The 26,222-nt window shown below is 66.0% G+C and carries 26 protein-coding genes and 1 tRNA gene; 13 read left to right on the top strand and 14 right to left on the bottom strand.

Features of this window, described 5'->3' with window-relative positions:
* Positions 1-30: 30 nt before the first annotated feature.
* The 5 genes from ACP15H_RS26840 (at position 31) to ACP15H_RS26820 (ending at position 8,766) form a co-directional block, all read left to right on the top strand.
* Positions 31-1,344 (top strand): NAD(P)/FAD-dependent oxidoreductase, encoded by a 1,314-nt coding sequence (locus tag ACP15H_RS26840; RefSeq protein WP_425069185.1) that lies wholly within the window; start codon positions 31-33, stop codon positions 1,342-1,344.
* Positions 1,341-3,641: a xanthine dehydrogenase family protein molybdopterin-binding subunit gene (locus tag ACP15H_RS26835; protein WP_425069184.1), complete on the top strand. Its 2,301-nt coding sequence runs from the start codon at positions 1,341-1,343 to the stop codon at positions 3,639-3,641. Before ACP15H_RS26840 ends, ACP15H_RS26835 begins: the two co-directional genes overlap by 4 nt.
* Complete coding sequence (locus ACP15H_RS26830; protein WP_425069183.1) at positions 3,638-4,231, top strand: DUF938 domain-containing protein; 594 nt, start codon at positions 3,638-3,640, stop codon at positions 4,229-4,231. Before ACP15H_RS26835 ends, ACP15H_RS26830 begins: the two co-directional genes overlap by 4 nt.
* A gap of 76 nt (positions 4,232-4,307) precedes the next feature.
* Positions 4,308-5,570, top strand: a complete 1,263-nt coding sequence (locus tag ACP15H_RS26825; protein ID WP_425069182.1) for an efflux RND transporter periplasmic adaptor subunit — start codon at positions 4,308-4,310, stop codon at positions 5,568-5,570.
* A 19-nt stretch (positions 5,571-5,589) separates the two neighbouring features.
* Entirely contained in the window at positions 5,590-8,766 is a 3,177-nt protein-coding gene (locus ACP15H_RS26820; protein ID WP_425069181.1) for an efflux RND transporter permease subunit, read from the top strand.
* 24 nt (positions 8,767-8,790) lie between these two features.
* Here the strand turns inward: ACP15H_RS26820 and ACP15H_RS26815 are convergent, their stop codons facing one another.
* The 3 genes from ACP15H_RS26815 to ACP15H_RS26805 all read right to left on the bottom strand — a co-directional run bounded on the left by ACP15H_RS26815 (position 8,791) and on the right by ACP15H_RS26805 (position 10,206).
* On the bottom strand, positions 8,791-9,240 hold the full coding sequence (locus ACP15H_RS26815; RefSeq protein WP_425069180.1) for a hypothetical protein: 450 nt from the start codon (positions 9,238-9,240) through the stop codon (positions 8,791-8,793).
* A gap of 2 nt (positions 9,241-9,242) precedes the next feature.
* Positions 9,243-9,737 carry a pyridoxamine 5'-phosphate oxidase family protein gene (locus ACP15H_RS26810; protein WP_425069179.1) on the bottom strand — a complete coding sequence of 165 codons (495 nt, stop codon included), beginning with the start codon at positions 9,735-9,737 and terminating at the stop codon, positions 9,243-9,245.
* A gap of 91 nt (positions 9,738-9,828) precedes the next feature.
* Positions 9,829-10,206, bottom strand: coding sequence for a response regulator (locus ACP15H_RS26805; RefSeq protein WP_425069178.1), 378 nt, complete (start codon positions 10,204-10,206; stop codon positions 9,829-9,831).
* Between the two features lie 53 nt (positions 10,207-10,259).
* Between ACP15H_RS26805 and ACP15H_RS26800 the strand changes: the two genes are divergently transcribed.
* Positions 10,260-10,403 (top strand): hypothetical protein, encoded by a 144-nt coding sequence (locus tag ACP15H_RS26800; protein ID WP_425069177.1) that lies wholly within the window; start codon positions 10,260-10,262, stop codon positions 10,401-10,403.
* 108 nt (positions 10,404-10,511) lie between these two features.
* Positions 10,512-10,838 carry a hypothetical protein gene (locus ACP15H_RS26795; protein WP_425069176.1) on the top strand — a complete coding sequence of 109 codons (327 nt, stop codon included), beginning with the start codon at positions 10,512-10,514 and terminating at the stop codon, positions 10,836-10,838.
* 25 nt (positions 10,839-10,863) lie between these two features.
* Here the strand turns inward: ACP15H_RS26795 and ACP15H_RS26790 are convergent.
* The 5 genes from ACP15H_RS26790 to ACP15H_RS26770 all read right to left on the bottom strand — a co-directional run bounded on the left by ACP15H_RS26790 (position 10,864) and on the right by ACP15H_RS26770 (position 12,882).
* A tRNA-Arg gene (locus ACP15H_RS26790) sits at positions 10,864-10,940 on the bottom strand.
* 263 nt (positions 10,941-11,203) lie between these two features.
* A complete protein-coding gene (locus tag ACP15H_RS26785) occupies positions 11,204-11,479 on the bottom strand; it encodes a hypothetical protein (protein ID WP_425069175.1) in 276 nt (91 codons plus the stop codon).
* Positions 11,476-11,859, bottom strand: coding sequence for a hypothetical protein (locus ACP15H_RS26780; RefSeq protein WP_425069174.1), 384 nt, complete (start codon positions 11,857-11,859; stop codon positions 11,476-11,478). Before ACP15H_RS26780 ends, ACP15H_RS26785 begins: the two co-directional genes overlap by 4 nt.
* Before the next feature lie 102 nt (positions 11,860-11,961).
* Positions 11,962-12,348 (bottom strand): hypothetical protein, encoded by a 387-nt coding sequence (locus ACP15H_RS26775; protein WP_425069173.1) that lies wholly within the window; start codon positions 12,346-12,348, stop codon positions 11,962-11,964.
* Between the two features lie 213 nt (positions 12,349-12,561).
* Positions 12,562-12,882 carry an alkylphosphonate utilization protein gene (locus tag ACP15H_RS26770; RefSeq protein WP_425069172.1) on the bottom strand — a complete coding sequence of 107 codons (321 nt, stop codon included), beginning with the start codon at positions 12,880-12,882 and terminating at the stop codon, positions 12,562-12,564.
* 258 nt (positions 12,883-13,140) lie between these two features.
* On the opposite strand from ACP15H_RS26770, the gene glgX reads away from it, so the two are divergent.
* The gene (glgX, locus tag ACP15H_RS26765; RefSeq protein WP_425069171.1) at positions 13,141-15,357 is read left to right on the top strand and encodes a glycogen debranching protein GlgX; all 2,217 of its coding nucleotides are present in this window, start codon (positions 13,141-13,143) and stop codon (positions 15,355-15,357) included.
* A gap of 89 nt (positions 15,358-15,446) precedes the next feature.
* Positions 15,447-15,644 carry a hypothetical protein gene (locus ACP15H_RS26760; protein WP_425069170.1) on the top strand — a complete coding sequence of 66 codons (198 nt, stop codon included), beginning with the start codon at positions 15,447-15,449 and terminating at the stop codon, positions 15,642-15,644.
* Positions 15,645-15,704: 60 nt separating this feature from the next.
* Here the strand turns inward: ACP15H_RS26760 and ACP15H_RS26755 are convergent, their stop codons facing one another.
* Positions 15,705-16,868: a ferritin-like domain-containing protein gene (locus ACP15H_RS26755; RefSeq protein ID WP_425069169.1), complete on the bottom strand. Its 1,164-nt coding sequence runs from the start codon at positions 16,866-16,868 to the stop codon at positions 15,705-15,707.
* A 154-nt stretch (positions 16,869-17,022) separates the two neighbouring features.
* Here ACP15H_RS26755 and ACP15H_RS26750 point away from each other — a divergent pair, with 154 nt between their 5' ends.
* Positions 17,023-17,571 carry a DUF4142 domain-containing protein gene (locus tag ACP15H_RS26750; RefSeq protein ID WP_425069168.1) on the top strand — a complete coding sequence of 183 codons (549 nt, stop codon included), beginning with the start codon at positions 17,023-17,025 and terminating at the stop codon, positions 17,569-17,571.
* 49 nt (positions 17,572-17,620) lie between these two features.
* Here the strand turns inward: ACP15H_RS26750 and ACP15H_RS26745 are convergent, their stop codons facing one another.
* The 4 genes from ACP15H_RS26745 to ACP15H_RS26730 all read right to left on the bottom strand — a co-directional run bounded on the left by ACP15H_RS26745 (position 17,621) and on the right by ACP15H_RS26730 (position 21,284).
* Positions 17,621-18,454: an SDR family NAD(P)-dependent oxidoreductase gene (locus tag ACP15H_RS26745; RefSeq protein ID WP_425069167.1), complete on the bottom strand. Its 834-nt coding sequence runs from the start codon at positions 18,452-18,454 to the stop codon at positions 17,621-17,623.
* Positions 18,451-19,620: a zinc-dependent alcohol dehydrogenase gene (locus tag ACP15H_RS26740; protein WP_425069166.1), complete on the bottom strand. Its 1,170-nt coding sequence runs from the start codon at positions 19,618-19,620 to the stop codon at positions 18,451-18,453. The genes ACP15H_RS26745 and ACP15H_RS26740 overlap by 4 nt, the downstream gene beginning before the upstream one ends.
* Before the next feature lie 78 nt (positions 19,621-19,698).
* Positions 19,699-20,736, bottom strand: a complete 1,038-nt coding sequence (locus ACP15H_RS26735; RefSeq protein ID WP_425069165.1) for a patatin-like phospholipase family protein — start codon at positions 20,734-20,736, stop codon at positions 19,699-19,701.
* A gap of 2 nt (positions 20,737-20,738) precedes the next feature.
* The gene (locus ACP15H_RS26730) at positions 20,739-21,284 is read right to left on the bottom strand and encodes a hemerythrin domain-containing protein (RefSeq protein WP_425069164.1); all 546 of its coding nucleotides are present in this window, start codon (positions 21,282-21,284) and stop codon (positions 20,739-20,741) included.
* Positions 21,285-21,575: 291 nt separating this feature from the next.
* On the opposite strand from ACP15H_RS26730, the gene ACP15H_RS26725 reads away from it, so the two are divergent.
* From ACP15H_RS26725 to ACP15H_RS26715, 3 genes are read left to right on the top strand one after another with little or no spacing between them, the layout of a single operon-like run.
* On the top strand, positions 21,576-21,965 hold the full coding sequence (locus ACP15H_RS26725; RefSeq protein WP_425069163.1) for a hypothetical protein: 390 nt from the start codon (positions 21,576-21,578) through the stop codon (positions 21,963-21,965).
* 9 nt (positions 21,966-21,974) lie between these two features.
* Positions 21,975-23,468 carry a malate dehydrogenase (quinone) gene (mqo, locus tag ACP15H_RS26720; RefSeq protein ID WP_425069162.1) on the top strand — a complete coding sequence of 498 codons (1,494 nt, stop codon included), beginning with the start codon at positions 21,975-21,977 and terminating at the stop codon, positions 23,466-23,468.
* Positions 23,468-24,715 (top strand): threonine/serine ThrE exporter family protein, encoded by a 1,248-nt coding sequence (locus ACP15H_RS26715; protein ID WP_425069161.1) that lies wholly within the window; start codon positions 23,468-23,470, stop codon positions 24,713-24,715. The genes mqo and ACP15H_RS26715 overlap by 1 nt, the downstream gene beginning before the upstream one ends.
* Before the next feature lie 70 nt (positions 24,716-24,785).
* Here ACP15H_RS26715 and fumC read toward each other — a convergent pair whose 3' ends face one another.
* A complete protein-coding gene (gene fumC, locus ACP15H_RS26710; RefSeq protein WP_425069160.1) occupies positions 24,786-26,189 on the bottom strand; it encodes a class II fumarate hydratase in 1,404 nt (467 codons plus the stop codon).
* Positions 26,190-26,222: the final 33 nt, after the last annotated feature.

Below are 26,222 nucleotides of genomic sequence, written 5' to 3'. Positions count from 1 at the left end.
TGGCACCTCTTCTCGCGGAGAAGAATGGAAATGAGCGAATCCGACTATCCGGCCAGCTGGTATGCCGCCACGCGAGACGCGGGCACGGCGCGCACGCCGCTCACCACGCGGGAAGAGGCCGATGTCGCGGTCGTGGGCGGCGGCTTCGCGGGCCTGCACACGGCGCGGCTGCTGGCGCAAAAAGGCCAACGGGTGGTCCTGCTGGAGCGGCAGCGGATCGGATGGGGCGCCTCGGGCCGCAACGGCGGCTTCGTCGGTCCGGGCTATGCCCAGCGATCGGGCGCCTTGATCGACCGGCTGGGGCTCGATCACGCGCGACGGCTCTATGCCCAGTCGCAGCGAGGCGTGGCGATCGTACGCACCGCCATCACCGAGCTCGCACGCCCCGACATCCTGATGGGCACCGGCAAGCTCAGCGTCTCGCGCACCGACCAGGGGGCGGGTTTCGCCGACCGCACGCGCAAGCTCGCGGAGCAGCTCGGCGCCTCCTTCGAGCCGTGGGAGACCGCGCGCGTCCGGGCCGTGCTCGCGACCGCACGCTATCATCAGGCGATCCACGACCCGACCTCGTTCCACATCCATCCGCTGAACCTCGCGCTCGCTTTGGCCGCCGACATCGAGCGTCAGGGTGGCGCGGTCTACGAAAATTCCGAAGCGGTGGAGTTGACCCGTGACGGCCGGTACTGGCGACTTCGTACCGCGCGCGGTCGCGTCCGGGCACAGCATGTCGTGCTGGCCGGCAATGCCGATCTCGGCGCCGTGCAGCCGCGCATTGCGCGCGCTGTGTTGCCGGTGGCGACCTACGTCGCCGTCACCGCCAAGCTCGGGCCGCGACTCGGCGAGGCGATCCGGTGGAGCGGCGCGATCTCCGACACGCGCCGCGCCGGCGACTATTACCGAATCGTCGACGGCGATCGGCTGTTGTGGGGTGGCCGTATCACCACCGACACGACGGAGCCGCCGCGGCTGCGCGACATGATGCGGAACGACATTCTCTCGGTCTATCCGCTGCTCGGCGACATCAGCATCGCCTATGCTTGGCCCGGCATCATGGGCTACGCGCCGCACAAGATGCCCCAGGTGGGCGAGATCGAGCCCGGTCTCTGGGTCTGCTCGGCCTTCGGCGGCCATGGCGTCGCCCAGACGGCCGCAGGCGCCGACGCGGTCGCCGCCGGCATCCTGGGCGATCCCACCCGCTGCCGCCTGTTTGCGCCCTTCGGCACCGGCTGGGCCGGAGGAGCCGCCGGCCGGGCAGCGACGCAGCTTGCCTACTGGGGCCTGCAGATGCGTGACTGGTGGGACGAGAAGCGCCAGGCCCAGAACGCGGAGACGTTGCGCACATGACGATCCAACGGATGGGCGACTCTCCCCGGCGCCGCGAGGATGCGCGCTTCGTAACCGGCCAGGGCGCCTATCTAGACGACCTGACATTCGAGCGGCTGGCGCAGGCCGTGGTTTTGCGTTCGCCGCATGCGCATGCCCTCATCAAGTCGATCGACACGGCCGCCGCCCGCTCAGCGCCTGGAGTGCTCGCCGTTTTCACCGCCACCGATGCAACAGCCGACGGGCTGAAGCCGCTTCGCCCCTATGCAGAAGCCAACGTGCAAACGGGTGAGCTCTTCGCCTTCGCGCCGCAGCCGTTGTTGGCCAGCGACAAGGTGCGCTTTGCCGGCGAGCCGGTGGCATTGATCGTGGCGGAGACGCACGCGCAGGCGCTCGATGCCGCGGAGCTGGTGGTCGTGGACTATGAGCCGCTGCCGGCCGTGACCTCGGCAGAGGCCGCCCGCACCCAAGGCGCGCCGCAGCTTGCCGGCGAGATTCCAGACAATACCTGTCTCGACTGGCGCACCGGCGACACGGCGGGCGCCGAAGCAGCCTTCGCCACGGCAGCGCATGTCGTGTCGCTCGACCTCGACAATCATCGCATTGTGATGAACCCGATGGAGCCGCGCGGCGGCGTCGGCACCTTCGATCCCACGACCGGCCGCTACACGCTCCACGTCTCCAGCCAGAACATCCACATCAACCGCAACCATGTGGCCCGCTCGCTCGGCGCCGAGCCGAAGGACGTGCGGTTCGTGGCGCATGATGTGGGCGGCGGCTTCGGCGCCAAGAACTTCGCCTATGTCGAGCACGCGCTGATCCTGTGGGCCGCGCGCAAGGTCGGCCGGCCGGTCAAATGGATCGCGAGCCGCAGCGAGGTGTTCCTGTCGGATCATGCCGCGCGCGACATGCGGGCCAAGGCTTCGCTGGCGCTCGATGCCCAGGGCAAATTCCTCGCCCTCAGGATCGCGAGTCTCGCCAATCTCGGCGCCTACATGGCGGGCGCCGGCGGCGGCGTTCAGACCTATCAGTACATTCATCTGCAGGGGTCGGTGTACCGCATTCCCTCGATCGCGCTGCACGTCGTGGCCGTCGTCACCAACACCGCGCCGATCGGCGTGACGCGCGGGCCGGGCTTCGCCGAGGCGATCAACATCGTCGAACGGCTGATCGACGCGGCAGCCCTTCAGACCGGCTTCGATCGTGCCGACCTCAGGCGCCGGAACATGGTGGCGCCCGAGGCGATGCCGATGACCAATGCCTTCGGCTTCGAGGTCGACAGCGGCCACTTCGCCGAATCGCTCGACCTCGCGCTGGTCCGTGCCGACCGGGCGGGCTTCGAGGCGCGGCGGCGCGAGAGCGCGGGACGCGGCCGGCTGCGCGGGCTGGGCTTCGCCTATCACATCAAGGCCACCGGCGGGCCGCCGGACGAGAATGTCGACGTGTGCTTCGAGGCCGACGGCACGATCTCGCTGATCACCGGCACGCAGCATATCGGCCAGGGCCACGAAACGACCTTCCCGCAGATCCTCAGCACGCGGCTGGGTGTTCCCAACGCCCGCATCCGCCTCGTGCAGGGCGACACCGACGCGATCGCGTTCGGCGGCGGCCATGGCAGCTCGCGCGCCACCTATATGGGCGGCACGGCGATCTGGCGGGCCTCGGACGAGATCATCGCCAAGGGAACGGTGCTGGCGGCGGATGCCCTGGAAGCGTCCGAAGCCGACATTCGCTTCGAGGAGGGACGCTTCGTCGTTTCCGGCACCGATCGCGCGATCGGCCTGCTCGAGGTCGCCGCGCTCGGTCGCGAGGGAGGCACGCCGCTGGACACGTTCCATGCCTGGAAGCGCGAGCACATGACCTTTCCCAATGGCGCACACGTCGTCGAGGTCGAGATCGACCGCGACACCGGCAGGGTCGACCTGGCGCGCTACACGGCCGTCGACGATTACGGCGTGCTGGTCAATCCGATGATCGCAACCGGCCAGGCGCACGGTGCCATGGCGCAGGGCGCGGGCCAGGCGCTGCTGGAGCTTGCCGCCTACGACGCCACGTCCGGCCAGATGGTGGCCGCGTCCTTCATGGACTATGCCCTGCCGCGCGCCGACGACCTGCCGTCGTTCGATCTCGGCTTCAATCCCACGCGCTGCACGACCAATCCGCTGGGGGTGAAGGGTTGTGGCGAGGCCGGCGCCATCGCGGCCTTCCCCGCCATCGCCAACGCCATCCTTGACGCGCTGGCGCCGCTCGGCGTGAAAGGCTTCCACGGACCCGCGACCCCCGCGCGGATCTGGCAAGCGATCCAGGAGGCACGATGAAGCGCGAAGCACCGGCGGCGGCCCGCAACCGGCAACCCATCCTCGACGTGCTGCAGCCGCGGCTTCCCGAAAAGGGTCTCGTGCTGGAGATCGCCAGCGGCACCGGCGAGCATGTCGTCCACTATGCCGCCGCCCGGCCCGAACTCACGTTTCAGCCCAGCGACCCGGATGAAGGGGCCCGCGCCAGCGTCGACGACTGGGTGCAGACCCTGGGTCTGCACAACGTGCGCCCCGCGCTCGAGATCGACGTCACCCGGTCGGCATGGCCGGTCGAACGGGCGGATGCCGTGCTCTGCTGCAACATGATTCACATCGCGCCGTGGGAAGCCGCCATCGGGCTGGTCGCCGGCGCCGCGCGCCTGCTGCCCCCGGGCGGTCTGCTCTTCCTCTACGGCCCCTATCGGCGCGGCGGCCGGCATACGGCGCCCAGCAACGAGGCTTTCGACGCCGACCTGAAACGGCGCAATCCCGCATGGGGCGTGCGCGACCTGGAGGCCGTCACCGAACTCGCCCGTTCGCAGGGATTCGCGCCTCCCGGGATCGTCGAGATGCCGGCGAACAATCTGTCGCTCCTGTTCAATCGGCTGTGATGACCCTGGGCGGTGGCAATCCTGCAGGGGATGCGCTAACGCTTGCGCCGGCCTCGCGGGGAGCATCGTCGGAAACATGTCGAATCGTAGCGATGAAGCCGTAGTTCTTGCAGTCACAAGGCGAATTGGGGGCCTGGTGCCCTTCCTGGCGGCGATCGCGCTGACCGGGCTGGTCGCCGGCTGCAAGCAGGAGAACAAGTTCCAGCCCCCGCCCCCGGCCGAGGTCAGCGTCGGCGTTCCCGTGAAGCAGGACGTGGCGCCCTTCGAGGTACTCACCGGCAACACGGTGGCCTTCGCGACCGTCGACCTCGTCGCCCGCGTCGAGGGCTTCCTCGTCTCGCAGGACTATGTCGACGGCTCCGTAAAGAAGAACGGCGACAAGCTCTTCGGCATCGAGCAGACGATGTACAAGGCCAAGGTCAAGGAGGCAGAGGCCCAGCTCGACGGCGCCAAGGCCTCGCTCGTGCAAGCCGAAGCCGAGTTCACCCGCCAGGAAATCCTGCTTCGCCAGAACGTCTCGGCCCAGAACACCTACGATCAGGCCAAGGCCAAGCGCGACAATGCGCGGGCCAATGTCGAGAATGCCGAGGGCAACCTCACGATCGCCCAGACCAACCTCGGCTACACGACCGTCCTCGCGCCGTTCGACGGCATCGTCAGCAAGCATCTGATATCGGTCGGCGAGCTGGTCGGCGCCTCGACCGCCACCAAACTCGCCACGATCGTGCAACTGGACCCGATCTACGTCACGTTCACCATGAGTGAACAGAACGTGCTGCAGATCCGTCAGAACCTGAAGGATCGCCGGCTCGACCCCGAGGAACTGAGCAAGGTTCCGCTGGAAATCGGCCTGATGAACGAGGAGGGATTTCCCCACAAGGGTTTCCTCAACTACGTGTCGCCGGAACTCGACGCGACCACCGGCACGATCCTGGTCCGCGGACTCTTCAGCAATCCGACGCGCGCCCTCATTCCTGGTTTCTTCGTGCGCGTGAAGGTGCCTCAGGGGCTGGAGGCGACGCCCTCGCTGCTGGTGCCCAACCGGGTGATCGCCGAGGACCAGGCCGGCAAGTACGTGCTGACGGTCAACAAGGACAATGTCGTGGTCCAGACCAGGGTCACCACCGGACAGCTTCTCGCCAGCGGCCTGCGCGTGGTCTCGACGGGCCTCAAGCCGGAAGACCAGGTCGTGCTCAACACCAACGGTGCCGCCATTCCCGGCGCCAAGGTCGTTCCCAAGGTGACGACGATCCAGACCGCGACCGACGGCACTCCCGCCGCGCCCCCTGCCGCGCCACCCGCCGCGCCACCCGCCGCGCCCGCCGCCGCCCCCAAGTGACCGGCCGCGGAGCGCAGCCATGATTTCCGCCTTCTTCATCAACCGGCCGGTTCTGGCCAACGTCCTCGCCATCGTCATCGTGCTGATCGGCGGCGTGGCGCTGGCCACCCTGCCGATCGCGCAATATCCCAACGTCGTGCCGCCCACGATCCAGGTCACCACGACCTATCCGGGCGCCAGTGCTGCGGTGGTCGTGAACGATGTCGCCCTGCCCGTCGAGCTGCAGGTCAACGGCGTCGAGAAGATGATCTACATGCAGTCCTACAGCACGGACTCCGGCACCTACACGCTGACGGTGACGTTCGAGATCGGCACCGACCTCAATTTCGCGCAGGTACTGGTGCAGAATCAGGTCAGCGCGGCGCTCGCCTCGCTGCCCATGCCGGTGCAGGCGCAGGGCCTCGTCGTCCAGAAGAAATCGACCTCGATCCTGCAGATCGTGTCGCTGACCTCGCCCGACGAGCGCTACGACAGCCTCTATCTCAGCAACTACGCCACCATCAATCTCGTCAACGAGCTCGCGCGCCTGCCCGGTGTCGGCAACGTCAACGTGCTGGGCGTCGGCCAGTACTCGATGCGCGTGTGGCTCGACCCGCAGAAGCTCTACACGTTCGGCCTCACCCCGTCGGACGTGAGCAAGGTCATCCAGCAGCAGAGCCAGGACGTGACGGCCGGTCAGGTCGGCCAGCCGCCGGCGCCCAAGGGCCTGGATTTCCAGTACACGATCGACGTCGTCGGCCGCCTCAGCTCGCCGGAGGAATTCGGCAACATCATCGTCAAGGCCGAGCAGGGCAATGGCGGCAGGATCGTGCGGGTGCGCGACATCGCCCGGGTCGAGCTGGGCGCCCAGACCTACTCCCAGACCTCGCACATCAACGGCAAGCCCAATTCAGGCCTCGCGATCTACCAGCTGCCCGACGCCAATGCGCTCGATGTCGCCAATCGCGTGAAGGCCAAGATGGCCGAACTGTCGAAGTCGTTCCCGCCCGGCCTCGCCTACGAAGTGCCGTTCGACACGACGCTCTTCGTGAAGGCATCCATCCACGAAGTCTTCATGACCCTGATCGAGGCCGGCATCCTGGTTCTGATCGTGATCGTGATCTTCCTGCAGGACTGGCGCGCGATGCTGGTGCCGGCGACCACGATCCCGGTGACGATCATCGGCGCCTTCGCCGCCATGGCCGCGCTGGGCTTCACGATCAACACCACGACCATGTTCGGCATCGTGCTGGCGATCGGCATCGTGGTCGACGACGCGATCGTGATCGTCGAGGGCGTCGCCCATCACATCGAACGGGGCATGACGCCCCACGACGCGTCGATCAAGGCGATGGACGAGCTGTTCGGCCCCGTGATCGGCATCACCCTGGTGCTGATGTCGGTGTTCCTGCCGGCCGCCTTCCTGCCCGGCCTGACCGGCCAGATGTTCGCCCAGTTCGCCCTGGTCATCGCCGCCACCGCCCTGATCAGCGCCGTCAACGCCGCCACCCTGAAGCCCACCCAGTGCGCCATGTGGCTGCGGGCCGCCACTCCGCCGGAGAAGCGCAACGTCTTCTTCCGCGGCTTCAACAAGGTCTACGGCAAGCTCGAGGACGCCTATGCCGGGCTGGTCGGCTTCATGGTCCACCGCGCCGGATTCATGGTGTTGCTGGCGCTGGTCGCGGCCGGCATCGGCGGATGGGGCGTCGCGCGGCTGCCGACGGCCTTCATTCCCAACGAGGACCAGGGCTATCTCATCATCGGCGTGCAGCTGCCGGACGGTGCCTCGCTCGAACGTACGGGCGTCACGCTGCGTCAGGCCGCCGAGATCGCCATGGCGGCGCCGGGCGTCGAGAACGTGGTCGCCCTGGGTGGCATGTCGGTGCTCGACAGCAACTCCTCCCTGGCGAACGCCGCGGTGTCGTACGTGATCCTCAAGGACTGGGACACGCGTCTCAAGGCCAAGGACCAGGACCTGCGCTCGATCGTGCTCGGCCTGATGGAGAAGCTGAAGGTCCTGCAGGACGGTCGCGCCTTCGTCATCGTGCCGCCCGCCATCCAGGGCATCGGCAATGCCGGCGGCTTCCAGATGCAGATCGAGCAGAAGGACGGCAGCTTCGACTATGCCAAGCTGCAGGCCATCACCGACACCGTGATCCGGAGCGCCAGCACCCAGTCGGCGCTCACCAACCTCGTCACCTCGTTCCGCGCCGGCGCGCCGCACGTCCGCATCGAGGTCGATCGCGTGAAGGCCGAATCTCTCCGCGTGCCGGTTGGCGACGTCTTCACGACCCTGTCGAGCTACATGGGCTCGTCCTTCGTGAACCGCTTCAACAAGTTCGGCCTGAGCCTCCAGGTCTATATCCAGGCCGACTCGCAGTACCGCACGCGGCCCGAGGACATCCTGAAGCTGCAGGTCAAGAACCTCGACGGGCAGATGGTGCCGATCGGCGCCATCGCCGAGCTGAAGCCCGCGCTCGGCCCGCCGCTGATCAGCCTCTACAATCTCTACCCGTCGGCCGCGATCGTCGGCTCTCCGGCAGCGGGTTTCAGCTCGGGCGAAGGCATCGACCTGATGGACCAGATCGCCAAGGCGATCCTTCCCCCCGGCACCGGCTATGAATGGACCGGCATGGCGTACCAGGAGAACATCGTCGGCAACCAGCTGCTGTACGTGTTCGCGCTGGCCATCCTGCTGGTCTATCTGTGCCTCGCCGGCCAGTACGAGAGCTGGATCGCGCCGCTCGGCGTGATCCTGGCCGTGCCGCTGGCGCTCAGCGGCCCGGCGATCGCGCTCAACGCGGTCGGGCTGGCCAACAACATCTACACCCAGATCGGCCTGATGCTGCTGATCGCGCTGGGCGCCAAGAACGCCATCCTGATCGTCGAGGTGGCGCGCGAGCGCCGGGCCGAAGGCAAGGATATCGTCGAATCGGCGATCGACGCGGCCCGCACCCGCTTCCGGCCGATCCTGATGACCTCGTTCGCGTTCATCCTGGGCGTCGTGCCGCTGGTAACGGCGACGGGCGCGGGCGCCAACTCGCGCATCTCGCTGGGCCTTTGCGTGTTCAGCGGCATGATCGCCTCGACCTGCCTGGCCGTGCTGTTCGTGCCGTCCTTCTTCACCGTGCTGCAGCGCTTCGAAGAACGCGGCAAGGCCAAGAAGAGCAAGACGACACCGCCGCCGGCCGAAGGCGTCGCCGCAGCCGGCGACTGACGAAGAAAACGAGTCGGCCGATCCTCAGTGGTGGACGATCCGTATCGCATTGTCGGAAAAGCGACGGCTTCCCAAAGAGGCGGGAAGCCGGTCCAGATCGTCCCGCAGGATCCCGAGCGCCACGCGCTCGATCTCGATCTCGCGTGCGGTCCGAATCCCCAGCCGCCGCAGCAGGGGTTCCAGCGGCGACCAGCCCCTCGCGGCAAGCTGCACCAGCGATGCCGTCCAGGAGACGGGGACAGAGGGCAGACGACGATTGACCAAGGCGCCCACCATCACACCAAGGGAGGCGATGACGGAAGCATTGTGGTCGAGCAGGCTTTCGAGCTCAACCTCTTCGTCGAGCTCGCGCAACCGCCGCTCGATGCGTCGCCGGCTGCCCGCGCATCGACGGAGTTGCGCGCCGGTCGCCTCTTCGATGCGGCGATCGACATCCCGCAGGGTGTCGGACGGAATGCGCCCGATCCTCGCCATCCTCAGCCCCGCAAGCTGACCGTTGCGACCTTGTCCTTGTAATCCTGCTTCGGATCGGCGCCGAACAGCATCTTGATGCCGGCCACGATGCTCGACGCATCGAGCCAGATCTCGGCGCGCTCGGCATCGAGACGCAGCAGCGCCAGCTTGGGATCCGTCTTGCCGCCTTCGTACCAGGCCGCCACGTAGCGGTTCCACAGACGGTCGATCACCGCCGGATTGTTGTCGAGGGAGAGGCTGCCGTGGACCGTCGCGAACAGGTCATGGCCTTTGGACGTGAAGGTGGCGATCGCGCGATTGCCCTGGCCGGCGCCGAGCTTCTCGACGATGCCATTTTCGCGGCTGGTGAAGAACCAGATCGGCCCGCGCTCGCCGTCGAGCTGCGCGGTCATGGGTCGGGCGTGACCGTCTTCGACGCCATCGAGACCCAGCATCATGGTCATGTCGGACTTGAGGGCCGACCAGAACTTCTCTTCGATTTCTTTCGGGGTGGGCATCGTCGGCTCCTGCAAGGCGATTGAGATTGCCTGCCCAACGCGCGGGCCCGGAGACCGTTGCAATGCCGGGTCGGGCCACCGCCGGGAACGGCTAGGCCACGCGCTCGCCCTCCAGGATCTTCGCCAGCGCCTGGACGATCTCCTCGGGGCGGAAGGGCTTGTCGAAGAATGGTTTGTCGCCATGGCGGAGCGGCATCAGCGCCGTCGACCGTCCGCTCGCGAAGACATAGGGCACACGCAACGCCAGCAGGGTGTCGGCGACGGGAAACACAAGTTCGTCCTTGTAGAGGCGGATGTCGAGGATCGCGGCATCGAGCGCATGATCGGCGATCAGCGCGAAAGCACCGTCGACGCTATTGGCGGGGCCGACGGGCGTTGCGCCGGCAGCGGACAGAGTTGCCCTTAGATCCAGCCCGATCGCCGGATCGTTTTCCACGATGAGAATCGTGCGACCATCGAGAAGAGCCAAGGAACGCTACTCCAGTCAACCCGGCACAAACGCTTGGGCACTGTGCACGTTGCATGGCCTCACGCAACCTTCAAGGGCATCGGCTCGTTTCAAAATACCTTGACACGAAGGAGATACAAATGGGCCGTTCAATTCTTCTCTGGCTGGTCGGCTTGCCGATTCCGATCATCATTCTGCTGGCGCTCTTCTGGCGTTGATCGGCACGACCGAACGTCTCTCACGATGATGTACCGTGGAGGGGCTGAGTACTTGCTCCGCGTTCTCTAAGTTGCCATCCTGCCTCCGCAACTTATCGGGGAAGCACGATGCGCGCCGCAACCGCGCTCCTGACGATACTCAGCGCCTCCGCGTGTAGCACGACCTTACCCGTCACCGGCTCCCTGGATGACGGGCCAGAGACATTCACGGGCTCGGCCACAGGCTATATGGACGGCGGCGGTACCCTCGCGATCACCACGAACAAGGGCCTGAGTTGCACCGGGACATTCGTCTACATGACGTCTCGCAGCGGCCAAGGTGCCATCAATTGCACCAATGGGCAGAACGGAATCTTCGAATTCGTATCGACGGGTAAACGGGGCGCCGGAATCGGGAATATCGGTTCGCGACCCGTCACGTTCACCTTCGGCTAGAAACTCGCGCTTCTCCGACGCGAGCTGGCGTCCCCGAGAGGATTCGAACCTCCGACCTCCGGTTTAGGAAACCGCTGCTCTATCCGGCTGAGCTACGGGGACAAGCCATTTCAGTACTCGCCGGCGATCCGATGGGGGATTGCCGGTGGGGGATTGCGTTGCCCCTCTATTTGCCTGGATCCTTTGTAGCACGTTCCGCGGCGCGCGCTGCAAGGGCAGATATCGGTTCGATGGCGCCGGGATTCGGCCGTTTGCCAGGCCCTCGGCCCCTCTGCAGCTGGCTCGCGACCCCACTCCACCCGATTAGCGACGCCCGTCCTCCGATCGCAACGGCTGCCCGATTTCGATTCCCAAGCCGCACGGCGTCAGACCGCGGCTCGCGCACGCTGGAAGATCTCGCGACGCATTTCCCGGCAGTGTCGGAAGAGCGGCAGGTCGTTCCGATACCACCGCCGGATGTTGGCCTCTCCCTCTTCGCTGAGAGTCGTGGAGAAGCCCTGCGGGGTCTTATGGGTCGCGACTTCGTCGGTCGGCAACGTGATATCGGCCGGCAGCGCCAGCAGCCTCTTCGCCCGTGCGAAATCCTTGGTGAGCTTGTCCTGCCACAGGATGCAGGCGATGTCGGCCGCACGATCCTTCACTCCTCGATCGAGAACCATTCGGTCAGGGGCGTGGCATGCCGCAGCGCCGCCATGGCCTCGATGGCCGCGGTGCGCGTGCCCTCGTCGCGAGCCGACAGGGCGACGGCCAGCGCGTCGGGCGTCTTGAAGATCGCGAAGGCTCGAGCCTCGTCCGGCGACCATTTCCTGTTCAGCCGCGGGCGCCCCATGCGGAGCCGGCTGTTGAAGCCGCTCACGAAGCGAGGCACCGGGTGACGAATGCAGAAGAACACCTTCTGACCGACCGGCACGTCGCGCAACCTGGTCGCGTGGCGATGCAGCACCACCAGGTCGCCGCAGTCCTTCAGGGCTGCCTTGATCGTCGAGCCGCCGGTCTTGCCGATGTGCAGGTAGTGAAGCATCGCGCGATGGTAGCACGCGACAAGCCATTCCGCGGCCTTGAACACAGGCTCGTGCCAGCCGCGGGGCGCCGAAGCGCCCCGCGTTCTCTGGCTCAGGATAGGTTATTGAAACCGGCGATTGTTATTGTACGGATCGACCGCATTCGGGACGCCATCGCGATCCTTGTCTCCCCAGGCCTGGTTGGGACGGCGGTTGTTGTTCTGAGGGTCGACGGCATTGGGAACGCCGTCTCGATCTCTGTCACCCCAAGCCTGGTTCGGGCGGTTGTCGTAACGGTCGGCGCGATTGGGAACGCCGTCATGGTCCTTGTCCCCCCAGCCGCGGTTGGGGCGGTTGTTGTTGTAGGGGTCGACGGCGTTGGGGACCCCATCGCGATCCTTGTCACCCCATGCCTGCGCATCTGCAGGCTGGAACGGCGAGGTGACGATCGTTGTCGCCGCAAGAGTGCCAGCGGCAACGAGGGTCGTGAGAAGAACGCGGCTGAGCATCGGTACCTCCATTCTGCGCGGATCGCGTGTCACTGTTGACAATACGCAGTCCGGGCGGCGCCGTTGCTCGACGCTCTCGAATTTCGGTTTACGATCGAGCCGCCGGTCCAGCGACTGGCTCGGGCCTTTCCTTCGCCCTCCGCGTCACGCTCCCTGAACGTGCAGCGTCGCCTTCACGCGGCAACGCGCCCCGCGCCGGAGCGCTTCGGTCGCTCAGCGCTTGCGGACGAACTCGGCGCGCAGGACCAGCCCCTTGATGGTGTCGTGGCGGCAGTCGATCTCCTGGGCGTCGCCGGTCAGGCGGATGCTCTTGATCACCGTGCCGCGCTGCAGGGTCTGGTTGGAGCCTTTGACCTTCAGATCCTTGACCAGCAGGACGCTGTCGCCATCAGCCAGCAGGTTGCCGACGGAATCGCGCACCTCGACCGTGCCCGCAGCGGCTTCGGCTGCAGCCTTCTTCGCGGCGGCTTCGGCCGCGGGAATCCATTCGCCGCTGGCCTCGTCGTAGACATAGTCGTCGTCGCTGTCGGCCATTTTGTTCCCGCTCCTCAAAGTGAGCGTGCGCTTACAGGCCGGCGCCGGCCGTCGCAACCCGGCGCATTGTCTCGCCCCTCCCCGGCCGGCCCCCCGGCACCGCAGAGACCGGGCCGGACTCGCCGATTGCCGCGCCGCAACGAACGTGCCCCGCGGCCGTTGAGCAAAGTCGACCAGGGGAGACACCACCATTTCCGTTCCAGTTCCTTCAGCCACCGTGCCGGGTGCCGCTTCCGTTGCAACCGTGGACACCGAAGCATGAGCCCCGTTCGCCTGAGCGAGGGCCTCCCCTACCCGTTGGGCGCAACCTGGGATGGGCTCGGCGTCAATTTCGCGCTCTTCTCGGCCAATGCGACCAAGGTAGAACTCTGCCTGTTCGATGCGAGCGGCGAGCACGAGATCGATCGAATCGTGTTGCCCGAATACACCGACGAGGTCTGGCACGGCTATCTTCCCGATGCCCGGCCCGGCACCGTCTACGGCTATCGCGTCCATGGCCCCTACGAGCCGACGGCGGGCCATCGCTTCAATCCGAACAAGCTGTTGCTCGATCCTTACGCCAAGCAGGTGATCGGCAAGCTGACCTGGAACCCGGCCCTGTTCGGCTACAAGATGGAGAGCGGCGACGATCTCACCTTCGACGATCGCGACAGTGCTCCCTTCACCTACCGAAGCTGCGTCATCGACCCGGCCTTCAGCTGGGGCCGTGCGCCGCGCCGCCGCACCTCGTGGGAGAATACGATCGTCTACGAGGCACATGTCCGTGGCCTCACCCAGCTTCATCCGGCCGTTCCGGAAACGCTGCGCGGCACCTATGCCGGGCTCGCGTCGGCGGAGATCACCGGCTACCTCTCCTCGCTCGGCGTCAGCGCGGTCGAGCTGCTGCCGGTCCACACCTTCGTCGACGACAGCAACCTGCTGGAGAAAGGCCTCAAGAATTACTGGGGCTACAACACGATCGGCTTCTTCGCACCGGCGCGCCGCTACGCCTCCAATCCGGACTTCGCCTTCGCGGAGTTCAAGGAGATGGTGGCGCACCTGCACGCCGCCGGCCTCGAGGTCATCCTCGACGTGGTCTACAACCACACCGCCGAAGGCAACCAGCTTGGACCGACGCTCAGCTTCAAGGGCATCGACAACGCCTCGTACTACCGGCTGGCGCCGGACCGGCGCTACTACATCAACGACACCGGCACCGGGAACACGGTCAACCTCAGCAATTCGCGGGTGCTGCAGCTCGTGATGGACAGCCTGCGGTACTGGGCGACCGACATGAGGATCGACGGCTTCCGCTTCGACCTCGCCACCATCCTCGGCCGCGAGCCGCACGGCTTCGAGGAAGAAGGACGCTTCCTCGACGCCTGCCGCCAGGATCCCGTCCTGTCGGAGGTCAAGCTGATCGCCGAGCCGTGGGACATGGGACCCGGCGGCTACCAGGTCGGCCGTTTCTCGCCGGGCTGGGCGGAATGGAACGACGCTTTCCGCGACACGGTGCGCGGATACTGGCGCGGAGACGAAGGCAAGGTTCCCTCCCTCGCGGCCAGACTGACGGCCTCGGCCGATCTCTTCGCCAAACGCGGACGCAAGCCCTGGGCATCGATCAACTTCATCACCGCGCATGACGGGTTCACGCTCGGCGATCTCGTCGCCTACAACGACAAGCACAATGAGGCGAACGGCGAGGACAACAAGGACGGACACTCGCACAATCTCTCGAACAATTACGGCGCCGAGGGGCCGACCGACGACCGCGAGATCCTCGACACGCGACTGCGCCAGATGCGCAACATGCTGGCGACCCTCATCCTGTCGCGCGGCACGCCGATGCTCCTGGGCGGCGACGAGTTCGGTCGCAGCCAGAAGGGCAACAACAACAGCTACTGCCAGGACAACGAGATCTCGTGGGTCGACTGGGAGGGCATCGGCCCGGCCGAACGCGACCTCGCCGAGTTCGTGCGCAAGCTGATCATGATCCGTCACGCCCTGCCGATGCTGCGGCGGGGCCGCTTCCTCACCGGCGCCTTCGACGAGGAGCTGGGCGTCAAGGACGTGAGCTGGCTCACGCCGGCGGGAGAGGAGATGACCGACGACAACTGGAACGACGGCAATGCGCGCTGCCTCGGCGTGCTGCTCGACGGCCGCGCTCAGGAAACCGGCATCCGCCGGGTCGGTTCGGACTCCACGCTGTTGATCGTGATGAACTCCCATACCGACACGGTGCCGTTCACCCTGCCGGAGGCGGTCGGCGGCAGCCGCTGGGTGAGGTTGATCGATACCAGCGATCCCGAAGGCGAGCCTCTGGGGCTACGCGATTTCCGCCAGGTCTACGACGTGACGGCGAGGTCGATGCTCCTGTTCGTTCTCCAGCCGACGCGAACGCCGCAGCGCAGCACGGCGGCCGAACGCTCGTTCCAGCGGGTCGTGCAGGCAATGGACGAGGCGTCGACCAAAGCCGTGCAGTTCGGCTTCGACTGAGTGGGGCAGACTCGGGTGTTGCCGCAAGAAGTGCCTTCCTGCGGCAACCCGAAGATGCTCCAGGCCGTTCGGACACCATGATCACCCAATTGGACCCCCCGCTCCCGCTCGAGACCCCGAAGGGTCCGGGCCTCGCTCACTTCCTCATCGACTATGGGCCCGAATCCCATCTTCTTTGGGTCGTCTTCCTCGACGAGGGCGGCGCCTGCTGGACCGTTCCAAATCCCGAGATTCGCATCCAGAGCAACTGGTCCCTGCGGCGGCGCGAGAAGGCCGCGGCCCACTAGCGGGTCGAAGACGGATGTCCGCCGCCGACAACCTCCTGCGGGCCGAAGAGGTCGGCGACCTCACGAACGATCGAGGCAGTATCGGGCGCGCCAAGTTCGGTCGCTGCCAAGCAAAGCCTTTCGAGCCTCTCGAGCAGAAAGCGATCGGCACGGTCGGGCGGCAATGAGTGGAGATTGCGCGGTACCGCGAACGTCAGGCCGGCATTGACGTCGGCGCCTGCGGCGGCGGGCATGGACGCCAAGGCAGAGCCGGTCGCCGAAAGCGCATGCATCAGCCGCATCGCCCCATCGATGAGCTGCCGGCGATTGCCCAGACCTTCCGCATACGTATGCAAGGAGCGTCAGCGTGAGACCGTAAAGGGCGTTGCCGAAATCGAGGAGTGCCGCGGCGGCCGGTTCAGTCACCCACACCCGGTCCAGCCCTTTCGCCGGCGGGCGCATTACCGGATTCACCGCGGCCGCGTGATACGGCACGAAGCCGGGATTGGCCTCCAGCGCATCGTCCCATTCGCGAGAGATGCCGAGAAAGCGCCTGTAATGGCAATCCTCCTTCTCGCATGACGACCCTTCGCCTTGCTCGACGATCGCCTCCAAGGCCTGTAGCGCGTCATCCATGTGCCGGATGACGCGCAGGCCGGATATCTGAATGTCCTCCGGAGAGAGCTGGCGTACCTGCGAAGAGGCGACGAAGGCATCTTCACCGGACGCCTTCCCGAGCGCGTCCAATGCGCTGCGGATCTCGTCATAGAATTCGCCGATCGTTTCGTAGTCGGGCGTGGAGGGGACCAGCCCGCCGGGCGTCGGTTGGCGCGCCGGACCGTTGTGGCGATAGTCCCTATCGGCGTCGCGCACTTTCGCCTGCGCGGGACGCTCCAGAAAGATGAAGTGTTTCAGGGTCTCCCGGGAGAAGGGAGCGAGGCGGATCACGAAGCTCGCCGGATGGTAGCCGGGAGGCACCGGCAGGTTGGGCCGGTCGAACTGCGGCGCTCCGCCGACAGCCACCAGCAGATTGTTGACCTGTGCGAGATGCCCCATCTCCTCGATCGCGACGCCGACGATCGACTTGCGCCAGCCACCCACCACGACACCTTCGTCGACGGTGAGGCTGTCGCAGTCGCGCGCCTTCAGGCTGAAGGCGGCATAGAGATAGGAACAGAGCAGATTGTGCTCGATCTCCGCCGCTTCGGTGAGGAGATGGATGAGATATTCGCGAGGTCCGGCCATGCCGGGCAACGGGTGGCTGGGCGTTTGGATGCTCCCGCACACTGCTATCCCCACGGCCGCTTTCGTCTCCGTATGCCGGCGAGGAAACGAGTCCGCAGGGCAACCGGGATCGCGGCGTCTCGTTCGCCCCGTACCTCAACAGACGGAGATGCACATGAAGAGACTCGTTCTAGGCAGTCTGACGGCCGCCCTTCTGATGACGGGCGCGGCGACGATGACGGCGGCGCAGACACCCTCCGTTCCGGAGCGGACCGGCGTGAACTCCACCTTGGGTGTCGCGCCCTCGACCCAGGACTTCGTGACCCAGGCGGCGATCAGCGACATGGCCGAGATCGAGTCGAGCAAGCTCGCGGCCACCAAGACCGACGGCAAGACCAAGGCTTTCGCCGAGAAGATGATCAAGGATCATACCGAGACCTCGGCCGAGCTGAAGGGTCTTGTGACCGGAGGCAAGGTGAAAGCCACGCTGCCGACGGAAATGGACGCCGCTCACAAATCCAAGATCGACAAGCTGAAGGGCCTCTCCGGGGCGAGCTTTGCCAAGGAGTACGACGACATGCAGGTCGCGGCTCATAAGGAAGCCGTCTCGTTGTTCGAGCGCTATGCCAAGAGCGGCGAGAATACCGAGTTGAAGGCCTTCGCCGCCAAGACCCTGCCGCATCTGCAGATGCATCTGAAGATGGCGGAAGAGCTCAAGAAGTAGACAAAAGGCCCCGATCGCAGAAACGATCGGGGCCTTCTCTTTCTTAAACTTATTTTTTCGTTGCGGAGCCCGGGGCGGCCTGCCGGGCGTGCTGGTCCGCCATCATCGTTTCCGGCAGGACCTTCGCCAGCGCGACCTGCAGCTTGTTCTGCCAGCCGCTGACCACGCCGCTATCCCCCGCCATCATCGCCTTGAAGCCGTTCGCCGCCACATCCGCGGGATCGTCCTTCTCGGCCCGGCCGACCTTGGTGTCCATCATGTCGGCGCGTTCGAAGAACTCGGTCTCCGTCGCGCCCGGCATCAGGCAGGTCACGGTCACGCCGCGGCCCTGCACCTCCGCCCGAAGCGCATAGGCGAACATGTCGATGAACGCCTTCGTGCCGTTGTAGACGGCCTGGTAGGTGCCCGGCATGAAGCCCGCGATCGAGCCGGTGATCAGGATACGACCGTGTCCGCGGCCGGCCATCTCGCGGCCGACCCTGTGCAGCAGATAGACCGTCCCGGTCACGTTGGTGTCGATCACATGCCGGATCTCATCCCAGTCCTGGTCGAGGAAAGCCCTGCCCAACCCGTGGCCCGCATTGGCGAGCAGGGCATCGATCGGCCGGTCTTTCACCGCAGCGAGGAGCCTGTCGACACCCTCGGGAGTCGAAAGATCGACCTGCACCGCTTCCACACTGCCGCCCGCCTGCCCCAGCGAACGCGCAGCCTCTTCGATGCGAGGATCGTCCGCCGCGACCAGCAGATCGAAGCCCTCGGCGGCACAGCGCTTCGCCAGTTCGAAGCCGATGCCGGACGACGCGCCGGTCACGATGGCGAGCGGGCGCGCGGCGCGGTTCCTGTCCTTGGCGACGGTCGTATCCGTGGTGTTCGGCGTGTTCATGGCTTGAGCACCACCTTGATGCAGCCGTCCTTCTTGTCGCGGAACGTCTTGTAGAGTTCAGGGCCCTCTTCGAGGCTCGCGGTGTGCGTGATCACGAAGGACGGATCGATCTCGCCGCGTTCGACCCGGTCCAGGAGCTTCGGCAGATAATGCTGCACCGGCGTCTGGGCCATACGGAAGGTGAGTCCGCGATTGATCGCCGAGCCCATCGGGATGTTGTCGAGCAGCCCGCCATAGACGCCGACGATCGAGACGATGCCGAAGTTGCGACAGTTCTGGATCGCCTGCCGCAGCACGTGCGGACGATCGGTGCCCATGAAGGTCGCGACCTTCACGCGATCGACCACCGAGTCGAAACTCGCGCCCGTCCTCGGCTCGGTGCCCACCGCATCGATGCAGGCATCGGCACCGCGCCCATGTGTGAGGTCCTGGATGCGGTCGTACACATCCTCCTTCATGAAATCGATGGTGAGGGCACCGGAGGCGGCGGCCATCGCGAGACGTTCCGGCACCGTGTCGATGGCGATGACGCGGGCGGCGCCCAGCAGGAAGGCGCTCTTGATGGCGAACTGGCCCACCGGACCGCAGCCCCAGATCGCGATCGTATCCTCCGGCTGGATGTTGCAGAAGTCTGCCGCCATGTAGCCGGTCGGGAAGATGTCGGACAAAAACAGCACCTGCTCGTCGGTCAGGCCGTTCGGGACCTTGATGGGCCCGACATCGGCATAGGGCACACGCAGATATTCCGCCTGGCCGCCGGCATAGCCGCCCAGAAGATGCGTGTAGCCGAAGAGGCCGGCCGGAGAGTGACCCCACAGCTTCGCGGCCTTCTCCTTGTCCGGGTTGGTGCGCTCGCAGCCCGAGAAGAAGCCCTTCTTGCAGAAGAAGCACTCGCCGCAGGCGATGGTGAAGGGCACCACGACCCGGTCGCCCACCTTGAGGGCTTTGTTCTCCGCACCTACTTCGACGACCTCCCCCATCGTCTCGTGGCCCAGGATGTCGCCGCCCTCCATGCCGGGCATGACGCCATCGAAGATGTGAAGGTCGGAGCCGCAGATCGCGCAGGCCGTCACCTTGATGATGGCGTCGCGCGGATGCTGGATCTTGGGATCGGGAACGCTCTCGCAGCGAATGTCGCTCTTGCCGTGCCAGGTCAGCGCCTTCATCGGGCTTCTCCTATGGAAATGGGAAATCGTTCAGCGGCCGCCGGCAATCGCCGATGGCCCGGGACTTTGCGGAGACGGTCAGGCAGCCAGGGTCGTCGGGAGACGCGCCGCGTCTGTGCCCGTCGGCTTTGAACGCCGAATGCCGAGGGTCGTACCGGGCGCGGCGTGTCCCGCTGCGGCCTGCGCCACGGCGTGGCGGCCGTCGAGGAAACCTTCGGCCCAGCGATCGCGCGCCGAGGCGAGGGAGAAATCGTACGGCGCTTCCGGTCCCGCCTCACCGCTGACGGGAAGGTAGCTCAGGTAGAGCGTGGAGGGAGCCAGGCGGCCTTCCGCGAGATCGCGTTGCCACAGGCGGCGATAGGCTTCGAGCCGATACCAGGTCTGGTTTCCGAACAGGATCGCATTCTTGCGGGCCAGGGCCTGCTGCAAGCCGACCGGCCGCGCGCCGTCGCGGGCGAAGAGATCCGCGACGATCATCGTGTCGTCGGTCCCGGCCAGCTCGTCGAGCACGGGCTCGACCGGCGCGTTCATCGAAAGGCCCCCGTCGCCCAGCAGGCGGCCCCCGATCTCGACGGGAGCGAATTCCGGCAGGAAGCCGCAGCTCGCGAGGATGTGGTCCATCTCGATCCGGTCGCCCTTGCCCGTGTCGAAGATCACCGCATCGCCGCTCTCGATGTCAGTGGTCGCCACGGTGAAGCGCAGGTCGCCGGCGTTGAGACGCTCGAAGTCGAGCGTCTTCTTCAGAAAAGCGACCGTGGGGGCGAGGTCGTAGAAGCTGCCGAAGCTCAGGCGGGGGCCCAGGGTCTGGATATGGCCCAGCGCCCCGAACAGCCTCGACTGCACCGCACTGACCCAGTTCAGGGCATGGCGCGTCATCCCGAAGGACAGCGCGTTGAGGTTCTCGGGTCCCCGGAGCCAATAGCCGCGCAGAACGTCGAAGCGTTTTTCCGGCGGCGTGCCGACGATCAGCGCGCCATTGAGAGCGCCGACGGAACTGCCGGCGATCCAGGAGGGCGAAAGCTGGGACGCATTCGCCAGGGCTTCATAGACGCCCGCCTGGTACGAGCCGAGCGCGACGCCGCCCGACAGCACCAGCGCCGTTCTGCGATCCCCCACCGTCAGGCCGCCTTCGCGCCCGCGACGGGCTTGCCCTGGACCATCTCGTGTCCCGCGAAGGAGCGCGTCTCCGGCGGCGGCAGCTTGGAGCGGTTCTTGAGGTCGGCCAGAAGTTCTTCCTTCAGCATCTTGAGCTTGTCGCCCAGCGCCACGAGATCGACGTCAGCTTCGCGCGCCTGGGCGAAAATGCCTTCCTTCGGCTGCTCTTCTTCCTTCACGTGATGCTTGATCAGCTCGGAAAGGACCTTGACCTTCGCATCGTAGAACGGGTCCTTCGGCGAGCCCTGCGAAAGCTCGGCGATCAGCACCTTGGCGCCATCGTGCTCGACATAGGCCTCGTCCAGCATGTCCTCCTCGACCTTCTTGGTGCAGGCCGGATAGAAGATCTTCTCTTCGATCGACGCATGGACGGTGAGCTCGGTGCAGATCTCGCGCACCAGCGCGACCTTCTTCGTCTCGTCGCGGGTCTTTTCGAATTTCTCGAACAGCTCCTCGACCTTGCGGTGATCGGCTTTGAGCAGGGCGATGGCATCCTGTTTGGTGGACATATGAATTCCTTCTTCAGTCGCTTCGATGTGAATTGATGTGCCGGCGCTCTCCGGTCCGATGCCCGGCTGGCGACCGGGCTGTGCTCGATCGGGATGTCGGAAGAGCAAGTCCCCGCCCAACGGCAGCTTTCCGAGGACGTTGCAGCGTGCGCTGGAGCACCCACCGGCGGATGATCCGTCCATCGCGGGATGATGTCAGGCGTGCTGCAGAGGCTTTGTTGCCAGTGGCAAGAGCCCGTATTACGGTCCGGCCGTGTGCGACAATTGCAGGGCAACGGCATGATTCGGTGTGTGCGGATTTGGACGGGCGAAGACCAGAATTCACACGTCGAGGAAGGCTGGATCGACCTTGAACCGGGTGCGCACGGCGACCTGCTCAGCGGCAAGATCGCCGTCACCAGCGCATCCTTGCAAGAGACCCAGCCCGGCGGCACCTATGCCTGGCACACGGCGCCGGTCCGCCAGCTCGTCGTCACCCTGAGCGGCACGCTCGACTTCAAGACCCGGGGCGAGCAGCATTTTACCTTGGCACCTGGAGACATCCTGCTGGCCGAGGATACGACCGGCGGCGGCCACACCTGGCGGCTCGTCGACGATCAACCGTGGCGGCGCCTCTATGTCGTGCTGGGCAAGGATGCCCCGGTGCCGTTCAAGCGCGCCGCCCCTCAAGACCACCGTTAGGAGAGCCCGATGGCAGACACTCATTCCGGCGACTTCGACGTCGTCCTGGTCGGCGCCGGCATCATGAGCATGACGCTGGCCACGTTCCTCAAGGAACTGCAGCCTCATCTCAAGATCCAGATCCTCGAACGGCTGGAAGGCGAGGCCCAGGAGAGCTCGGCAGCCTGGAACAACGCGGGCACCGGCCACGCCGCCAACTGCGAATTGAACTACACGCCGCAGCGGCCCGACGGCAGCGTCGACATCTCCAAGGCTCTCGAGGTCAATGTCGAGTTCGACCTGTCGCGGCAGTTCTGGTCGTATCTGGTGAAGAAGGGTGCGATCGAGCGCGCCGATTCCTTCATCCACCCGGTGCCGCACATGAGCTTCGTGATCGGCGCGGAGCGGGCGGCCTTCCTGAAGAAGCGCCACGCCACGATGAGCGCCCATCACTGCTATCGTGGCATGGAGTATTCCGAGGATCACAAGCAGATCGCCGAATGGGCGCCGCTGCTCATGGAGGGCCGCGATCCCGGCCAGGTGGTGGCCGCGACGCACATGGTCACGGGCTCCGACGTGAACTACGGCACGTTGACGACCAACCTGCTGACCTACCTGCGCCGCCAGGAAGGCTTCTCCATCCAGTTCAACCAGGAAGTCACCAACCTTCATCGCACGACGGACGGCGGCTGGACGCTCGACGTCAAGGACGAGAAGTCCGGCGAGAAGAAGACGGTCGGCGCCCGTCGCGTGTTCCTGGGCGCGGGCGGTGCGGCGCTCACCCTGCTCCAGAAGTCCGGCATTCCCGAGGCCGACGGCTTCGCCGGCTTCCCGGTGAGCGGCATCTGGCTGCGCTCGGGCAAGCAGGAGATCGCCACGCGTCACCTGGCCAAGGTCTACGGCATGGCGGCCAGCGGATCGCCGCCGATGTCGGTGCCGCACCTCGACACCCGCTATGTCGACGGCAAGCGCTGGCTGCTGTTCGGTCCCTTCGCGGGCTTCTCGACCAAGTTCCTGAAGCACGGCTCGATGTTCGACCTGCCGCTGTCGCTGCGGCCGGACAATCTCCTGCAGCTGCTCGCCGTGGCGCGGGACAATCTTCCGCTCGAGGAATACCTGATCGGTCAGGTGCTGCAGACCAAGTCGCACCGCTTCGATGCGCTGCGCGACTTCTATCCCAGCGTCGACGAGAAGGACTGGGAGTTCGACGTCGCCGGCCAGCGTGTCCAGATCATCCGCAAGGACGTGGCGCGGACGGGCAAGCTGGAGTTCGGGACCGAGATCGTGCACTCGGCAGACTCCTCGATCGTGGCCCTGCTCGGCGCCTCGCCCGGCGCTTCGACCGCCGTCTGGATCATGGTCCACATGCTGGAGACCTGCTTCCACGAGGAGCTTGCCGGCCAGTGGGTGCCCAAGCTGAAGGAGATGATTCCCTCCTACGGCCAGGACCTCAAGACCGACGCAGCACTGGTCGAGCGCGTGCGCAAGGAAACCGCCGAAGTACTGGGCCTGCACACGGTCTGATGACCGCCCCGCGGACCCCGCTCACCGAGTCCCTGGAAGTCCTGCTGCGCTTCGGCGCGCTGATGCTGCGCGCGGGCGACACAGCCTTCCGCGTGCGCGATGCCATGCGTCGCCTGGCCCATGCGCTCGGCATCGAGCGGCTCGAGGTCGAGCTGTCGACCGTCGGCCTGACGGCGATGGCGTGGACCGGAGGAGAGGCCACGACGCTGGCACGCGAGATCGGTCCGCCTGGCGTCGATGCCTCGAAGATCGCCGCACTGGAATCGCTGTCGCTCCGCGCCGCGCCCGGCCTCGATTGCGTGACTCTGGAGGCCGAACTCGACCGGATCGAAAAGGCGGCCCCGTTGCACGGGCTGCTGCCGGTCGCGCTGTCGATGGCGGTCGCGTCGACGGCCTTCTCCTACCTGAACGGCGGCGACCTGCTGGCGACCGGTGCGGCGGCGGTCAGCGGCGGGATCGGCCAGGCGGCCCGGACCCTGCTGTCGCGCCAGGGCTTCAACCAGTTCGCGATGACCGCCCTGTGCGCCGTGCTGGCGTCCGGCCTCTACTGTCTGATCGTGATCGGCTTCGGTGTGCGTACCTTCGCCTTCGCCCACGCGATCGGCTTCATCTCGTCGGTGCTGTTCCTGGTGCCGGGCTTCCCGCTGGTCGCCGCGCTGCTGGACCTGACGCAGCACCAGACCAAGGCCGGCATGACGCGTCTGTTCTACGGCGTGCTCCTGACGTTGAGCGCCGCCTGCGGCATGTCGGTGGTGGCGATGCTGGCCGGTCTTGCGCCGGCGCCGGCCGCGCCGCCGCCCGGCGCGATCGAGCCGCTCACCGTGCTGGGCCGGGCGCTCGCCTGCTTCGCCGGCGGCTATGGCTACGGCATCCTGTTCAACAATCCGCATCGCACGGTTCTGGCGGTCGCGCTGCTCTCCATGGTCGGCAACGAGGTGCGGCTCGGCCTGCACGATCTCGGCCTTGCCCTGCCCCAGGCGACATTCTTCGGCGCGCTGGCGGTCGGACTGGGCGCTTCGCTGCTGCGCGGCCGCCTGCACGCGCCGCGCATCGCGCTCACGGTCCCCAGCATCATCATGATGACGCCCGGACTGTTCGCCTTCCAGACGATCGTGTTCCTGAACCAGGGCAAGTCTCTGTCGGCGGTCGAGGCCGCCGCGACCTGCGGCTTCGCGGTCGGCGGCATGGCGATGGGTCTGATCGCCTCCCGCTTTCTCACCGAGCGCCAGTGGCGCTACGAGCGCTGACTTCTGGACGACTCGAAACGCTTCCCCTTTGCGGCATCCGCAAAGGGGAAGTGCCCTCGTCTTGCCAGGCCTACTCCGTCGCGACGTAGGGATGAACCATCTTCGACGGGTCGACGACCTTGTCGAATTCGGCCTCGGTCACATACTCGAGCTTCAGCGCCGCTTCCTTGAGCGTGAGGTCGTGGTCGATCGCGTAGTGGGCGATCTTGGAGGCCTTGTCGTAGCCGATCACCGGCGCCAGCGCCGTGACCAGCATCAGCGAACGGTCGACATATTCCTTGATCTTCTTGAGGTTGGGCTGGGTGCCCTCGACCAGGAACTTGCGGAAGTTGGCGCAACCGTCGGTCATCAGCGTGATCGAATGCGCGATGTTGTAGATCATCAGCGGCTTGTAGACGTTCATCTCGAGATAGCCGCTGGCGCCGCCGAAGCCGACCGCCACGTCGTTGGCCATGACCTGGACCGCGATCATGGTCAGCGCCTCGGCCTGGGTCGGATTGACCTTGCCCGGCATGATCGAGGAGCCCGGCTCGTTCTCGGGAATGTGCAGCTCGGCGAAGCCGGCGCGCGGGCCGCAGGACATCAGGCGGATGTCGTTGCCGATCTTGTAGAGCGAGACCGCGAGCGTACGGAACGCACCCGAGAGCTGGACCAGCGCATCGTGCGCGCCCTGCACGGTGAACTTGTTCGGCGCCGTCACGAACGGCAGGCCCGTCAGCTTGGCGATCTCCGCCGCCGCCGCCTCGGCAAAGCCCGGGGCCGCGTTGATGCCGGTCCCGACCGCCGTACCGCCCAGCGCCAGGCGATAGACGCCCTTCAGCGCATCCTCGATCCTCTCGATATTGTCGGCCAGCATGCCGGCATAGCCCGACCATTCCTGGCCGAGCGTGATCGGCGTCGCATCCTGCATATGGGTGCGGCCGATCTTCACGATGTCGGCCCATTCCTTCGCCTTTGCATCGATCGAGTCGTGCAGCGCCTTGAGCGACGGCAGCAGCCGCTCCTTCGTGTTCACGGCGGCGGCGATATACATGACCGACGGAAACGAGTCGTTCGACGATTGCGACATGTTGACGTGGTCGTTGGGATGCACCGGCTTCTTCGAGCCGAGCGGCGTGCCCGCGAGCTGGCAGCAGCGGTTCGAGATCACCTCGTTCACGTTCATGTTGAACTGCGTGCCGCTGCCGGTCATCCAGACGTGCAGCGGGAACATGTCGTGATGCTGGCCGGCCAGGATCTCGTCGCAGGTCTCGAGGATCAGCTTGTGCGCCTGGTCGTCGAGTCGCTTGCCGTCATGGTTGGCGTTGGCGCAGGCCTTCTTCAAGGTCGCATAGGCGGTGATCATCTCGCGCGGCATCAGGTCCTTGCCGATACTGAAATGCTCGAGCGACCGCTGCGTCTGGGCGCCCCAGAGCTTGTCGGCCGGTACGCTGACCTCACCCAGGCTGTCTGTTTCCTTGCGAACGTCTGCCACGCGGCACCTCATCTGGTTTGACGGCCGACAGTA

Origin of the sequence: Reyranella sp., from assembly GCF_965249915.1 — a bacterium.
Classification (GTDB): domain Bacteria; phylum Pseudomonadota; class Alphaproteobacteria; order Reyranellales; family Reyranellaceae; genus Reyranella.
Note: the sequence above shows the minus strand (reverse complement) of the source record. Positions and strands in the feature narration are given on the sequence as shown.

Excerpts from the sequence above, each read along its gene's own strand:
- ACP15H_RS26840 (WP_425069185.1), top strand. The coding sequence starts at position 31 with ATGAGCGAATCCGACTATCCGGCCAGCTGGTATGCCGCCACGCGAGAC.
- ACP15H_RS26835 (WP_425069184.1), top strand. The coding sequence starts at position 1,341 with ATGACGATCCAACGGATGGGCGACTCTCCCCGGCGCCGCGAGGATGCG.
- ACP15H_RS26830 (WP_425069183.1), top strand. The coding sequence starts at position 3,638 with ATGAAGCGCGAAGCACCGGCGGCGGCCCGCAACCGGCAACCCATCCTC.
- ACP15H_RS26825 (WP_425069182.1), top strand. The coding sequence starts at position 4,308 with ATGTCGAATCGTAGCGATGAAGCCGTAGTTCTTGCAGTCACAAGGCGA.
- ACP15H_RS26820 (WP_425069181.1), top strand. The coding sequence starts at position 5,590 with ATGATTTCCGCCTTCTTCATCAACCGGCCGGTTCTGGCCAACGTCCTC.
- ACP15H_RS26815 (WP_425069180.1), bottom strand. The coding sequence starts at position 9,240 with ATGGCGAGGATCGGGCGCATTCCGTCCGACACCCTGCGGGATGTCGAT.
- ACP15H_RS26810 (WP_425069179.1), bottom strand. The coding sequence starts at position 9,737 with ATGCCCACCCCGAAAGAAATCGAAGAGAAGTTCTGGTCGGCCCTCAAG.
- ACP15H_RS26800 (WP_425069177.1), top strand. The coding sequence starts at position 10,260 with ATGGCCTCACGCAACCTTCAAGGGCATCGGCTCGTTTCAAAATACCTT.
- ACP15H_RS26795 (WP_425069176.1), top strand. The coding sequence starts at position 10,512 with ATGCGCGCCGCAACCGCGCTCCTGACGATACTCAGCGCCTCCGCGTGT.
- ACP15H_RS26780 (WP_425069174.1), bottom strand. The coding sequence starts at position 11,859 with ATGCTTCACTACCTGCACATCGGCAAGACCGGCGGCTCGACGATCAAG.
- ACP15H_RS26775 (WP_425069173.1), bottom strand. The coding sequence starts at position 12,348 with ATGCTCAGCCGCGTTCTTCTCACGACCCTCGTTGCCGCTGGCACTCTT.
- ACP15H_RS26770 (WP_425069172.1), bottom strand. The coding sequence starts at position 12,882 with ATGGCCGACAGCGACGACGACTATGTCTACGACGAGGCCAGCGGCGAA.
- glgX (WP_425069171.1), top strand. The coding sequence starts at position 13,141 with ATGAGCCCCGTTCGCCTGAGCGAGGGCCTCCCCTACCCGTTGGGCGCA.
- ACP15H_RS26755 (WP_425069169.1), bottom strand. The coding sequence starts at position 16,868 with ATGGCCGGACCTCGCGAATATCTCATCCATCTCCTCACCGAAGCGGCG.
- ACP15H_RS26750 (WP_425069168.1), top strand. The coding sequence starts at position 17,023 with ATGAAGAGACTCGTTCTAGGCAGTCTGACGGCCGCCCTTCTGATGACG.
- ACP15H_RS26745 (WP_425069167.1), bottom strand. The coding sequence starts at position 18,454 with ATGAACACGCCGAACACCACGGATACGACCGTCGCCAAGGACAGGAAC.
- ACP15H_RS26740 (WP_425069166.1), bottom strand. The coding sequence starts at position 19,620 with ATGAAGGCGCTGACCTGGCACGGCAAGAGCGACATTCGCTGCGAGAGC.
- ACP15H_RS26730 (WP_425069164.1), bottom strand. The coding sequence starts at position 21,284 with ATGTCCACCAAACAGGATGCCATCGCCCTGCTCAAAGCCGATCACCGC.
- mqo (WP_425069162.1), top strand. The coding sequence starts at position 21,975 with ATGGCAGACACTCATTCCGGCGACTTCGACGTCGTCCTGGTCGGCGCC.
- ACP15H_RS26715 (WP_425069161.1), top strand. The coding sequence starts at position 23,468 with ATGACCGCCCCGCGGACCCCGCTCACCGAGTCCCTGGAAGTCCTGCTG.